Genomic DNA, 12,741 nt, shown 5'->3' with positions numbered 1-12,741 from the left:
GACCGGCGCCCTCGGACCTGCGGTACCCGCCCGAGGAGGCGGCCCGCAGTGCAGAAGTCACTCATCGCCGTCGATCCGGTGCAGTGCGCGTTCGCGTGCCTGCTCTTCGGCGCTGGCCACGCAGGGTCCATGGATGTCGCCCGGCCTCACCAACCACCAACGGCGACGGTTGGCGACCCCGGCCAGTTCGGCGCTGGTGCGGTCCACGCAGGCCAGCAGCGCGTCTTCCTGCACCAGCAGCCAGCGCTGCTGCGGCTGGGCCGCCTGCCAGGCGACACCATCGACCAGCTGCCGGTCCCAGCGCCGATTGAACCCGAAGGTCGCGGCATCGCGGTCGGCCATCAGCAGGTTCTGCTCCTTCCACGCGACCAGGCCGAGTTCCGCCTCCGGGCCGATGCGCTGGCCGACCTGCTGCATCAGGCCACGTGCCGAGCTGGAGTCGTTGAACAGCGGATAGCCGATCAGGCCGAATGCCACCCAGGCCATGGTGAGGGTCGCCACCACCGCCAGATGGAAGCGGCGGACGCCGGCGATGCACAGGGTGAGCACGGCCCAGCAGCCCAGCGCCACCGCCACCCAGCCCAGGCCGGAGGTCACCGCGGTGTCGATGCCGCGGTCGAGGATCAGCTTGCGCTCGAAGCCCGGCTGACCGAGCAGCATCGAGATGCCGATGCCGAGCAGGCCCGCGGCCAGCAGGGCCACGAAGCCGCCGAGCAACCACTGGAAGGCGCGCTTGCGCAGCAGCCCGGGCAGCAGCGGTGCCAGCGCCAGGCAGAACATGGGCAGCGCCGGCAGGATGTAGACGTCGCGCTTGCCGTTGGGGATCGAGAAGAACAGCACGATCAGCAGCCACCACACCAGCGGCAGCAGGTAGCGCGCATCGCGGCGCTGCAGGCGTCGGCGCCAGGCGGGGATGGCCCAGGGAATCGCCAGGAAGGCCGGGATCCACATCGACGGCATCGTGCCCAGGAAATACCACCACGGCTGGTGGTGATCCCAGGACTGCGCGTAGCGCTTGGCGGTCTGCCGGAACAGGATGTCGTCCAGATAGGCGCGGTACTCGGCCGAACCGCTGCCCAGCGCGGTCACTACCATCGGCACCAGCCACAGCGCGATCGCCAGCACGAAGGCCAGCGGCCCGACCCAGAAGCGCCAGTCGCGGATATGCAGTTTGACCCGCGGCCAGCCCAGCACGGAGGCCACCGCCGCGGGCAGGATCATCAGCAGCGCGATCACGCCGACGCCCTTGGTGATCACGCCCAGCCCGGCGGCGAACCAGCCCAGCCACCACCAGCGCCAGGCCGGCCCAAGCAGCAGGTGACGCAGCAGCCCGTAGTTGGCCAGGGTGATGAAGAACACCACCAGTGGATCGATCTGCGCTTTCTTGGACTGGAACGTAAAGTGCAGCGCGAAGAGCAGCGCCCAGGCGGCATACAGCCCGACCCGCCGCGTCCACAGGCGCCGGCCCAGGTCATGGACGCAGGCCAGCGTGCCCAGCGCGGCGAGCAGCGAAGGCAGCAGGAAGGCCACGCGCCAGTCGCCGATCAGCGAGTACAGCGCGGCCTGCGACCACATCAGCATCGGCGGCTTGTCCGAGTACAGCTCGGTGCCGCGATGCGGGAACAGCCAGTCGCCGCTCTCCACCATCTGCTTGGCGACCAGCGCGAAGCGGGGCTCGTCGGACGGCCACGGGTCACGCATGCCCAGGCCGGCCCCCAGAACGAGCAGGGCCATCAGGGCAAGCAGCCAGAACTCTCGGGATGCGCGGGTTTTAAGCATGGGGCGGGATTCTAGCCGGGTTCGGTTCAACCCTTCTTTAGCAGACGCGCATAGAAGAAGCCGTCAGCACCGTCCTCACCGGGCAGGCGCTGGCGCCCGGCCCAGGAATCGTGGCCATACGCCTCTCCCAGCGGCAGGAAGCCCGCGTCCCGGGTGCGCTGCAGGAAGGCTTCGACCTGGAACTGGTTTTCATCGCGCAGGATCGAGCATGTCGCATACAGCAGGGTTCCGCCCGGGGTAAGCATCGTCCAGCAGGCATCCAGCAGACGGGCCTGCAAGGCCATCAGCGCCTCGATGTCGGTCGCACGGCGATGCGCCAGCACATCCGGCTGCCGGCGGATGATGCCGGTGGCCGAACAGGGCGCATCGAGCAGGATGGTGTCGAACAACTGCCCGTCCCACCAGCTGGCCGGATCCGTCGCGTCACCCGCGAGCACCTTCGCGTTCTGGCCGACGCCGGTACGCACGAACGTTTCGCTGATGCGCTTGAGCCGGCGCGCATCGATATCCAACGCCAGCAGCTGCAAGGTCGGATCGCGCTCCAGCAGATGTGCGGCCTTGCCGCCCGGTGCGGCGCAGGCATCCAGCACCCGCGAGCCCGGGCGCGGCGCCAGCGCATCGGCGACCTGCTGGGCGGACAGATCCTGCACCGACAGCGCGCCATCGGCGAAGCCGGGCAGCGCGGACACGGCGACCGGCACCGGCAGACGGATCGCGTCGGCTCCCACGCTCGAGGGCTCGGCCGCGATACCTGCCGCCTCCAGCTGCTGCAGCATCGCCTCGCGGCTGCTGTGCTGGCGGTTGACCCGCAGCCACAGCGGCGCGGCCTGCAGGCTGGCGCTGAACACCGCCTCGGCCTCCTCCGGCCAATCCTGTTCGATCTTCTCGGCCATCCACAGCGGGAACGCATCGCGCGCGGGCAGCGGCGGAATGCCTTCGCGCTGGGCGCGGCGCAGCAGGGCATTGACCATGCCGGCCTGGCGATCACGGCCCATCGCACGCGCGGCGTCGACCGTGGCCGACAGCGCGGCGTGCGCCGGCAGCTCCAGCGCATCCAGCTGCGCGAAGCCGACCAGCAGCAGCGCGCGCAGTTCGTCCTCACGCACGCCCAGCGGCCGCGGCATCCACTGCGCCAGCGCGGCGTCATAGGCGGCGCGACGACGCAGTACCGCAAAGCACAGCGCCTCGAGCAGCGCGCGGTCGCGGCTGTCGTCCAGGGTCGGCAGGGCGGTGGCCAGTTCGGCCTTGAGCGAACGGCCGCGGCCGATCACCTGGGCCAGCACGCGCGCGGCCAGCACGCGGGTGGGCACGCCGGGGGCGGTATGGGCGGTGTAGGGGCCTGCAGGCTTGCCGGAGCGCACGTTGGTCATCTCAGGCACCCACGCCGAGGTCGCGACGGGCATTGAGGTAGTCGGCGGCCGTGATCGCCTTGCCGCCCTCGCGCTGCAGCACGCGCAGGCGCAGCGCGCCCTGGCCGCAGGCGATGTCGATGCCGTCGCGCGACGCGCCCAGCAGCGTGCCCGGGGCCTTGCCCTGGTTGTCATCCAGCGCGATCGCGCCGTGGATGCGCACGCGTTCGCCGGCCAGCATCGCCTCGGCGATCGGCCAGGGATTGAAGGCACGCACGGTCCGCGCCAGCGCGTGGGCGTCCTGCGCCCAGTCCAGGCGGGCTTCGGCCTTGTCCAGCTTGTGTGCATAGGTGACGCCGGCCTCGGGCTGCGGCTGCGCGATCGGCTTGATGCCGGCACGCAGCAGGCCCAGGCCATCGGACAGCACCTGCTCGCCCAGCGCGGCCAGACGGTCGTGCAGCTGGCCGCCGGTATCGTTGGGGCCGATCGCGATGTGCTGCTTCAGCAGTACCGGGCCGGTATCCAGCCCCGCTTCCATCTGCATCAGGCACACGCCGGTCTCGGCGTCGCCGGCCTGGATCGCCCGCTGGATCGGCGCGGCACCGCGCCAGCGCGGCAGCAACGAGGCATGCACGTTCCAGCAGCCGTGGGTCGGGATGGTCAGTACGGCCTTGGGCAGGATCAGGCCATAGGCCACCACCACCATCAGGTCCGGTGCCAGATCGCGCAGCTGCTGCTGGGCTTCGGGGGTCTTCAGGCTGTCCGGCTGGAACACCGGGATGCCGCGTGCGATCGCCTCCAGCTTGACCGGCGACGGCGCCAGGCCTCGGCCACGGCCCGCAGGACGATCAGGCTGCGTATACACCGCGACCACTTCATGGTGGCGGGCTGCGGCACGCAGCGAGGACACGGCGAACGCCGGCGTACCGGCAAAGACAATCTTCATGGCGACCCCACTAACAGAACGTAAAACGGCGCCGATGTCCGGCGCCGCGCGACAGGCCCCGTCGCGCGGTCAACCCGCGCGGCGGCCCCTGCAAACACCTCAGGCAACGTGCTTGCGCTGCTTGGCCAGCTTCTTGCGCACCATCTCGCGCTTGAGCGGCGAGAGGTAATCAATGAACAGCTTGCCGTCCAGGTGGTCCATCTCGTGCTGCACGCACACGGCGAGCACGCCATCGGTGGTCAGCTCCTGGGCCACGCCGTGGCGGTCCAGGTAGCGCACGGTGATCTGGTTGGCGCGGGTGACGTCGGCAAAGATGCCGGGAACCGACAGGCAGCCTTCCTGGTAGACCTGGCCGCCTTCGTTGGCGACGATCTCCGGGTTGATGAACACCATCGGGGTGTCCTTCTCCTCACTGACGTCGATCACCATGAAACGCTTGTGCACGTCGACCTGGCTGGCGGCCAGGCCGATGCCCGGGGCGTCGTACATGGTGTGGAACATGTCATCGATCAGGGTCTGGAACGCCGGCGTGGTCACGTCGGCAGCATCCATCAACGCGGCCTTGGTACGCAGGCGCGGATCGGGAAATTCGAGAATGGGCAGGAGAGCCATGGCAAATACCGGTAGGGGGCGCCGGTCGAAGCGGCGTACAGGGCGATTCTATCGCCAACGCTTGCCCCGCGCCCCGGTTTCTGGACTATAGTGCGCGAACCTGTTGGGGAATCAGGCACCACATCTATGTTTGAACGAACTCGTACGGTCGTCGCCGTGGCGATGCTGACCGTCGCTACCTATGCTACCGCCGTGGAAATGAATGGCGGGCACCCGGATACCTATGTCGTGCGCAAAGGGGACACGCTGTGGGACATCTCGGCGCGTTTCCTGCAGAAGCCTTGGCTGTGGCCGGAGATCTGGCAGGCCAACCCGCAGGTCAAGAATCCACACCTGATCTACCCGGGTGACGTGCTGAGCCTGGCCTATCTGGACCGCGTCGTGGCCCAGCCCGGCCCGCGCCAGGAGGCCCCGATCAACGGCGTCCCGCTGGAGCAGGTCGAGCCCTTCCTGAAGCAGCTGAGCGTGGTCGACGAGGTCAAGTCGCTGCCCTACGTGGTCAATCTGGAAGACAACCGCCTGCGCGCCACCACTGGCCAGACCGCCTATGTGCGGGGCCTGGAGAATGCCCAGGTCGGCCAGCGCTACGCCGTGGTCCGGCCGACCGTGCAGTACGCCCTGCCCAAGCCGACCGAAGACCTGAACGCCCGCGGCGATACCACGCCCGGCAGCGGCAACGTCTGGAAGGCCTTCATCGTGCCGAGCAAGCGCCACCAGACGCTCGGCTACGAACTGGCCCAGATCAATGTCGGTACGGTGAGCCGTGTGCAGAGCGGCAACGTCGAGGTGACCTCGCTGGTGCTGCAGGGCCAGGTCGACGGCCGTGAAGTCCGCGCCGGCGACCGCCTGGTCCCGGTCGAGGCCCGCCCCTACGACCTGCAGTTCGTGCCGCACGTGCCCGCCCCGCAGACCGCCGATCTGGATGTCCGCGTGCTGGCGGTGGCCGACACCTTCACTGCAGGCGGCCCGCGCGATGTGATCGCGATCTCCGCCGGCAGCGCCAACGGGGTCGACAACGGCACGGTGTTCTCGCTGTGGCGCCAGGGCCGCCATGTGGCCCACCGCATGGACTACCCGAACTCGTCGCGGATGGACGATTCGCTGACCAGCGGCGCCGGCCGGGTCACCCTGCCGGACGAGTACGCCGCCCACGCGATGGTGTTCCGCACCTTCGAGAACATCAGCTACGCGCTGGTGATGGAAGGGATCAAGCCGGTCAAGGTCGGCTATTCGGCACTGCATCCCGATAAGCAGTAAGCGCGGCAGAGTCCTACGCTTCCATTCGACGGCGCCCTAGGGCGCCGTCGTCGTCTGCGCCGCACGCTGCAGGGATGCCTATTCCCTGCCTGGCCTCGTCCACCGCCCTGATCACCCTGGTCCTGGCCGGCGGTGCGCTGCCGCCCCGCCTGCGCCTGCTGCGCCGGTTTCCGGATGCCGCAGCGGCGCTGCGGGCCGGCCCGACCGCCTGGCGGGCCGCCGGCTGCACGCCCGCGCAACGCGCCCGGCTGGCCCTGCCGGACGCGCGCTATCTGGCGCATGCCCTGGCCTGGCTGGTCGATGACCGCCATCACCTGCTCGCACTGACCGATCCGGACTACCCGGCCCTGCTGGCCCAGATCGAGGAGCCGCCGGTGGCCCTGTTCGTCGACGGCGACCCGGCGCGGCTCTGGCATCCGGCCGTGGCGGTGGTCGGCAGCCGTTCGCCCTCCCCCGGCGGTCGCGAGCACGCGCATGACTTCGCCACCGCGCTGGCCGCGGACGGCTGGTCGGTCATCAGCGGGCTGGCGACCGGGGTCGACGCCCAGGCCCATGACGGCGCGCTGCAGGTGACCGGCGGCATGACCGTGGCCGTCGTCGCCACCGGCCTGGACCAGACCTATCCGCCCCGGCATGCCGCCCTGCATGAACGGATCGCCGCTATCGGGGCCGTGGTCAGCGAATACGCACCGGGCATGCCGGCGACCCAGGCGCATTTTCCCGCGCGCAACCGGATCATCGCCGGGCTCAGCCTCGGCACCGTGGTGATCGAGGCCGCGCAGCGCTCGGGCGCGCTGATCACCGCCCGCTGCGCCGCGGAGGCGGGCCGCGAGGTGTTCGCCCTGCCCGGCTCGATCCGCAACCCACGGGCCCGCGGCTGCCACCGGCTGATCCGGCAGGGCGCGGCCCTGGTCGAGGAACCGGCCGAGGTGACTGCCGGCCTGGCCGCCCTGGCCCAGACCCTGGCCGGGGCCTTGCGAACCCGGTTGGACGCCCCCACTGAACAGGCACGACCGGCGCCCGAGCGCGCCCCTTCCTACACCGACCCGGACTACCAGTGCTTGTGGAAAGCCCTGGATCACGACCCAACGGGTATGGATTCATTGATCCAGCGCAGCGGATTGACGGCGGCCCAGCTGTCGGCCATGCTGCTGGTCATGGAACTGGATGGAAAGGTAATGGCCGCCCATGGTCGCTACTGTCGAAAACCCTAGTTTCTTCACCTCCACAGCGTCGTTGACGCAGGCCGAGGGGCAATGAAAGAGAGCATTCTGGATGTCCTGCTGTACCTGTTCGAACACTATTTCAGCGAAGACGCGGACCTCATCCGCGACCGCGACTCCCTCCAGAACGGCCTGATCCAGGCTGGCTTCAGCCCCACCGAGATCAACAAAGCCTTCGATTGGCTGGACGCGCTCGCCGAGCAGCGGCCCGCCGTCGTGCTGGGCCGCGTCAATGGCCCGGTGCGGATTTTCCATGGCCCCGAGCTGGACAAGCTCGACGTGGAAGGCCGCGGCTTCCTGATGTTCCTGGAGCAGCACGGCATCCTCGACGCCAGCCAGCGCGAGCTGGTGCTGGACCGGGCGATGGCGCTGGACCAGGACGAACTGGACCTGGACGACCTCAAGTGGGTCGTGCTGATGGTGCTGTTCAACCAGCCCGGGGCCGAGGCCGCGTACGCCTGGATGGAAACCCAGATGTTCGTGGACGAGCCGGAACCGCTTCACTGACCGTACACTGAGCGCCTTGCGCATTCAGGAGCGGGCCCGTGGACCAGTGGTTCTTTGCAGAAGGAAACAGTCAGCAGCGCGGTCCGCTGCCTGCTGACGAACTGATCGCGCTCTACCGTTCCAGCCGCATCGCGCTGGATACGCTGGTCTGGCGCGACGGCATGGCCCAGTGGCAGCCGCTGGAAACAGTGGCGGCCGAGATCGGCCTGGACATCCCCCCTGTCGCTGACACCGTGGAAACCCCGGAGCCCGGCCCCGCCGTGCCGCCGGCGCTTCCCGCCACACCGGCCGTTCCCGTCACTCCCGTCCCTCCCGTCGCCGTTCCGCCGCCCCGCAAGGGACTGAGCGGCTGCGCGATCGTGGGCATCATCGCGGGCGTAATCGGGGTGCTGGTGGTCATTGTCGGCGCCGTGCTCGCGGCGATCGCCCTGCCGGTCTATCAGGAGTACGTCGCGCGGTCCAAGACCAGCGAGGCGCTGGTGACGCTGGCTCCGATCAAGCTTGCGGTGGCTGGATTCCACGACGAGTACGGCCGCTGCCCGGTCAACGATGACGAAGGCTTCCAGCCGGCCGAAAGCTACGCCGACGGTGCCATCGGTGCGGTGCGCATCGGTCGCTTCGACAACGGCCACTGCGGCGTGGAAGCCGAGCTGACCGTCCCGGGCAGCACCCCGCTGGACGGCAAGCTGCTGTGGCTGGACTACAACGGCGCCGGGCACTGGGAATGCAGCGGCGAACCCGATGACAAGTACCTGCCGCTGGAATGCCGCGGCTGATAACGGACGCATGTCCATGGATGCACCCAACAGGGGATTGAAGCAATGACTGAGTGGTATTTCGCCGATGGCCAGGAACGTCAGGGACCGCTGAGCGCAGAGGACATGCGCCAGCGCTTCCAGCGGGGTGACATCACCCTGGCTACGCTGGTGTGGCGCGAGGGGTTCGCGCAGTGGGCGCCGCTGTCCGAGGCCGTCGATGAGCTGCAGCTGCAGAACCTGGCCTCGGCCGCCAGCAACCTCGGCAACGGCATCGATCTGCGCGGGGATTACACCGCGATCGACAACGGCACCGCGCCGCTGCCGGGCACCGGTGGCGGCACCTACTCGCCGTATACCGCGCCTGCCGCGGCCACCGGTTATGCCGGTTCGGCCGTGGTCGACGGCCAGGACGTGGTCTATGCCGGTTTCTGGAAGCGCTACGCCGCCTACTTCATCGATTACATCCTGCTCACCGTGGTCACCCTGCCGCTGAGCATGATCATCAACGTGATGGGCGCCAGCTCGGGCAACGAAGGCGTGCAGGTCGCGCTGACGCTGGTGGTGATGCTGCTCAGCCTGGTCATCAGCATCGGCTACTACGCCGGCTTCCACGCCTCGCGCGGCGGGGCCACGCTGGGCAAGATGGCGGTCGGCATCAAGGTGGTGCGCGGCAATGGCGAGCGGATCAGCTTCCTGCGGGCTTTCTGCCGCTACCTGGCGACCATCGTCAGCAGCCTGATCCTGATGATCGGTTTCATCATGGCCGCCTTCACCGAGCGCAAGCAGGCGCTGCACGACATGATGTGCGACACCCTGGTGGTGGACAAATGGGCCTTCACCGAGCATCCCGAGCTGCAGCAGCGCGGCCTGGGCACGGTCACCATCGTGATCCTGGTGATCGCCGCACTGGCCGTGGTGGCCCTGTTCGGCGTGATGATCGCCATGATCGGCGTGATCGCCTCGATGTCGTGATCTGAGCAATCCTCACATCGGGCCGCTTGACATGAGCGGTCCCGACGTGATTCCACTAATAGGCAGAAAGCTGAACGCCCGGCCCACCCCCGGGCGTTCGGTTTATGTATATCGCCCGCGCCGCTTCACTAATGCGGCCATTTGCTCCACCCTAGCGGCCCTCCCCGGGGCCCTGCCCATAGAATCCTGACGCCATGCCCAAGCACCTGCTCATCGTCGAATCGCCCGCCAAGGCCAAGACGATCAACAAATACCTCGGCAAGGACTTCACTGTCCTGGCCTCGTATGGGCATGTGCGTGACCTGGTGCCCAAGGAAGGTGCGGTCGATCCCGACAACAACTTCGCGATGCGCTACGACCTCATCGAGAAGAACGAAAAGCACGTCGATGCCATCGTCAAGGCCGCCAAAAGCGCCGACGACATCTTCCTGGCGACCGATCCGGATCGCGAGGGTGAAGCGATCAGCTGGCACATCGCCGAAATCCTGAGGGAACGCGGGCTGGTCAAGGACAAGCCGATGCAGCGCGTGGTCTTCACCGAGATCACCCCGCGCGCCATCAAGGAAGCGATGGGCCACCCGCGCGAGATCGCCGGCGATCTGGTCGATGCCCAGCAGGCGCGCCGCGCGCTGGACTACCTGGTCGGTTTCAACCTGTCCCCGGTGCTGTGGCGCAAGGTGCAGCGCGGCCTGTCCGCCGGCCGCGTGCAGAGCCCGGCGCTGCGCATGATCGTCGAGCGCGAAGAAGAGATCGAAGCCTTCATCGCCCGCGAGTACTGGAGCATCGATGCGCTGTGCGCGCATCCCTCGCAGCACTTCAATGCGCGCCTGATCAAGCTGGACGGCCAGAAGTTCGAACAGTTCACCGTGACCGACGGCGACACCGCCGAGGCCGCGCGCATGCGCATCCAGCAGGCCGCCCAGGGCGCCCTGCATGTCACCGACGTGGTCAGCAAGGAGCGCAAGCGCCGCCCGGCCCCGCCGTTCACCACCTCCACGCTGCAGCAGGAAGCCTCGCGCAAGCTCGGCTTCACCACGCGCAAGACCATGCAGGTCGCGCAGAAGCTGTACGAAGGCATGGCGATCGGTGAGGAAGAAGGCACCGTCGGCCTGATCTCGTACATGCGTACCGACTCGGTGAACCTCTCGCAGGACGCGCTGGCCGAGATCCGCGACGTGATCGCGCGCGACTACGGCATCGGCTCGCTGCCAGACCAGCCGAACACCTACCAGACCAAATCCAAGAACGCCCAGGAAGCCCACGAAGCCGTGCGCCCGACCTCGGCGCTGCGCACGCCTGCCCAGGTGGCGCGCTTCCTCACCGATGACGAGCGCAAGCTGTACGAGCTGATCTGGAAGCGCGCCGTCGCCTGCCAGATGATCCCGGCCACGCTCAACACCGTCAGCGTGGACCTCTCGGCCGGCAGCGAGCACGTGTTCCGCGCCAGCGGCACCACCGTGGTCGTGCCCGGCTTCCTCGCCGTGTACGAGGAAGGCAAGGACAACAAGAGCGCCGAGGACGACGATGAAGGCCGCAAGCTGCCGGCGATGAAGCCCGGCGACCGCGTGCCGCTCGAGCGCATCCTGGCCGAACAGCACTTCACCCAGCCGCCGCCGCGCTTCACCGAAGCGGCGCTGGTCAAGGCGCTCGAGGAGTACGGCATCGGCCGTCCCTCGACCTACGCCTCGATCATCCAGACCCTGCTGTTCCGCAAATACGTGGAAATGGAAGGCCGCAGCTTCCGCCCGTCCGACGTGGGCCGTGCGGTGTCCAAATTCCTGTCCAGCCACTTCACCCAGTACGTGGATTACGACTTCACCGCCAAGCTCGAAGACGAGCTCGATGCGGTGTCGCGGGGCGAGGAAGACTGGATCCCGCTGATGGCACGGTTCTGGGAACCGTTCCACAAGCTGGTCGGCGAAAAGAACGAATCGGTCGACCGCGCCGAAGCCAGTGGCGCGCGCGAGCTCGGTACCGACCCCAAGACCGGCAAGCCGGTCAGCGTGCGCCTGGGCCGTTTCGGGCCGTACGCGGCGATCGGCAGCACCGCCGAGGACGCCGAGGACAAGCCCAAGTTCGCCTCGCTGCGCCCGGGCCAGTCGATGCACACCATCTCCCTGGAAGACGCGCTGGAGCTGTTCCTGATGCCGCGCGCGCTCGGCCAGGACAAAGATGAGGATGTCAGCGTCGGCATCGGTCGCTTCGGTCCGTTCGCCAAGCGCGGCAGCACCTATGCCTCGCTGAAGAAGGAAGACGACCCGTACACCATCGACCTGGCCCGCGCCGTGTTCCTGATCGAAGAGAAGGAAGAGATCGCGCGCAACCGGATCATCAAGGAATTCGAGGGCAGCGAGATCCAGGTCCTCAACGGCCGCTTCGGCCCGTACATCAGCGACGGCAAGATGAACGGCAAGATCCCGAAGGATCGCGAACCCGCGTCGCTGACCCTGGCCGAAGTGCAGAAGCTGATGGAAGACACCGGCAAGCCGGTGCGCAAGGGCTTCGGCAAGAAGGCCGCGAAGAAGATCGTGGCCAAGAAGGCACCGGCCAGGAAAGCCGCCGCGGGCGAAGCGACCAAGAAGACCGCCACCAAGAAGGCCGCGGTGAAGAAGGTCGCGAAGAAGGCCACCAAGAAAGTGGCCAAGAAGGCCGTGAAGAAGGCCGTCAAGAAGGTTGCGGCTCCCTGAGCCTGGTTGACCCCTCCCGCCACGGCGGGAGGATAATGCGGGCCATGCATCCGGCCTGCCTGTCATGAACGAACTCACTGTGGACACCGCCCTGCCTGCGCTGCGCGCCGGCGGGGTGATCGCCTATCCCACCGAAGCGGTCTGGGGCCTGGGCTGCGATCCGGCGCACGAGGCGGCGGTGATGAAGCTGCTGCAGCTCAAACAGCGCCCGGTCGAGAAGGGCATGATCCTGGTCGCCGCCGATCCGGCCCAGCTGGATGGCTGGGTGCGCATGGATGCCCTGCCGCCGGACCGCCAGGGCGTGGTGCTGGCCAGCTGGCCCGGCGCCAACACCTGGATCCTGCCGGCCGGCAAACGTGCGCCACGCTGGATCACCGGCGAGCACAGCGGCATCGCGGTGCGGATCAGCGCACACCCGCTGGTTGCCGCGCTGTGCCGGGCCTGGGGCGGACCATTGGTCTCCACCAGCGCCAACCTCGCCGGCGAGCCACCGGCCCGCACCCGTGACGAACTGGACCCGCGCCTGCTGGCCTTGCTGGATGGCCTGATCGATGGCCAGACCGGTGGCCTGGCGCAACCCACGCCGATCCGCGATGCGCTCAGCGGCCAGGTGCTGCGCAGCTGAGCCGGCTTTTGCGCCGCGGCGGCCAA

At 68.2% G+C, this 12,741-nt stretch carries 11 protein-coding genes; 7 read left to right on the top strand and 4 right to left on the bottom strand.

Annotated elements, in window-relative coordinates; all coding sequences use genetic code 11:
- Positions 1–57: 57 nt before the first annotated feature.
- The 4 genes from HDC96_RS10475 to def all read right to left on the bottom strand — a co-directional run bounded on the left by HDC96_RS10475 (position 58) and on the right by def (position 4,686).
- Complete coding sequence (locus tag HDC96_RS10475) at positions 58–1,779, bottom strand: glycosyltransferase family 39 protein (RefSeq protein ID WP_179459937.1); 1,722 nt, start codon at positions 1,777–1,779, stop codon at positions 58–60.
- 26 nt (positions 1,780–1,805) lie between these two features.
- Entirely contained in the window at positions 1,806–3,149 is a 1,344-nt protein-coding gene (gene rsmB, locus HDC96_RS10470) for a 16S rRNA (cytosine(967)-C(5))-methyltransferase RsmB (protein WP_179459936.1), read from the bottom strand.
- Between the two features lies 1 nt (position 3,150).
- Entirely contained in the window at positions 3,151–4,074 is a 924-nt protein-coding gene (gene fmt / locus HDC96_RS10465; protein ID WP_179459935.1) for a methionyl-tRNA formyltransferase, read from the bottom strand.
- Positions 4,075–4,173: 99 nt separating this feature from the next.
- A complete protein-coding gene (gene def / locus HDC96_RS10460) occupies positions 4,174–4,686 on the bottom strand; it encodes a peptide deformylase (protein WP_176988070.1) in 513 nt (170 codons plus the stop codon).
- Between the two features lie 126 nt (positions 4,687–4,812).
- On the opposite strand from def, the gene HDC96_RS10455 reads away from it, so the two are divergent.
- The 7 genes from HDC96_RS10455 (at position 4,813) to HDC96_RS10425 (ending at position 12,715) form a co-directional block, all read left to right on the top strand.
- Positions 4,813–5,943, top strand: a complete 1,131-nt coding sequence (locus HDC96_RS10455; protein WP_179459934.1) for a LysM peptidoglycan-binding domain-containing protein — start codon at positions 4,813–4,815, stop codon at positions 5,941–5,943.
- A gap of 74 nt (positions 5,944–6,017) precedes the next feature.
- Positions 6,018–7,157, top strand: a complete 1,140-nt coding sequence (gene dprA / locus HDC96_RS10450) for a DNA-processing protein DprA (protein ID WP_179459933.1) — start codon at positions 6,018–6,020, stop codon at positions 7,155–7,157.
- Positions 7,158–7,199: 42 nt separating this feature from the next.
- On the top strand, positions 7,200–7,673 hold the full coding sequence (locus HDC96_RS10445; RefSeq protein WP_088433666.1) for a DUF494 family protein: 474 nt from the start codon (positions 7,200–7,202) through the stop codon (positions 7,671–7,673).
- Positions 7,674–7,711: 38 nt separating this feature from the next.
- Entirely contained in the window at positions 7,712–8,449 is a 738-nt protein-coding gene (locus HDC96_RS10440; protein WP_179459932.1) for a GYF domain-containing protein, read from the top strand.
- Positions 8,450–8,494: 45 nt separating this feature from the next.
- The gene (locus HDC96_RS10435) at positions 8,495–9,403 is read left to right on the top strand and encodes an RDD family protein (RefSeq protein ID WP_176988066.1); all 909 of its coding nucleotides are present in this window, start codon (positions 8,495–8,497) and stop codon (positions 9,401–9,403) included.
- A gap of 194 nt (positions 9,404–9,597) precedes the next feature.
- Positions 9,598–12,090: a DNA topoisomerase I gene (locus HDC96_RS10430; RefSeq protein WP_179459931.1), complete on the top strand. Its 2,493-nt coding sequence runs from the start codon at positions 9,598–9,600 to the stop codon at positions 12,088–12,090.
- 64 nt (positions 12,091–12,154) lie between these two features.
- The gene (locus HDC96_RS10425; RefSeq protein WP_179459930.1) at positions 12,155–12,715 is read left to right on the top strand and encodes a Sua5/YciO/YrdC/YwlC family protein; all 561 of its coding nucleotides are present in this window, start codon (positions 12,155–12,157) and stop codon (positions 12,713–12,715) included.
- Positions 12,716–12,741 lie beyond the last annotated feature (26 nt).

Source organism: Stenotrophomonas sp. JAI102 (assembly GCF_013409105.1).
GTDB lineage: Bacteria > Pseudomonadota > Gammaproteobacteria > Xanthomonadales > Xanthomonadaceae > Stenotrophomonas > Stenotrophomonas maltophilia_AA.
This window is presented reverse-complemented; position numbering and strand designations above follow the sequence as displayed.

Excerpts from the sequence above, each read along its gene's own strand:
- fmt (WP_179459935.1), bottom strand. The coding sequence starts at position 4,074 with ATGAAGATTGTCTTTGCCGGTACGCCGGCGTTCGCCGTGTCCTCGCTG.
- dprA (WP_179459933.1), top strand. The coding sequence starts at position 6,018 with ATGCCTATTCCCTGCCTGGCCTCGTCCACCGCCCTGATCACCCTGGTC.
- HDC96_RS10435 (WP_176988066.1), top strand. The coding sequence starts at position 8,495 with ATGACTGAGTGGTATTTCGCCGATGGCCAGGAACGTCAGGGACCGCTG.
- HDC96_RS10445 (WP_088433666.1), top strand. The coding sequence starts at position 7,200 with ATGAAAGAGAGCATTCTGGATGTCCTGCTGTACCTGTTCGAACACTAT.
- HDC96_RS10430 (WP_179459931.1), top strand. The coding sequence starts at position 9,598 with ATGCCCAAGCACCTGCTCATCGTCGAATCGCCCGCCAAGGCCAAGACG.
- def (WP_176988070.1), bottom strand. The coding sequence starts at position 4,686 with ATGGCTCTCCTGCCCATTCTCGAATTTCCCGATCCGCGCCTGCGTACC.
- HDC96_RS10425 (WP_179459930.1), top strand. The coding sequence starts at position 12,155 with ATGAACGAACTCACTGTGGACACCGCCCTGCCTGCGCTGCGCGCCGGC.
- HDC96_RS10475 (WP_179459937.1), bottom strand. The coding sequence starts at position 1,779 with ATGCTTAAAACCCGCGCATCCCGAGAGTTCTGGCTGCTTGCCCTGATG.
- rsmB (WP_179459936.1), bottom strand. The coding sequence starts at position 3,149 with ATGACCAACGTGCGCTCCGGCAAGCCTGCAGGCCCCTACACCGCCCAT.
- HDC96_RS10455 (WP_179459934.1), top strand. The coding sequence starts at position 4,813 with ATGTTTGAACGAACTCGTACGGTCGTCGCCGTGGCGATGCTGACCGTC.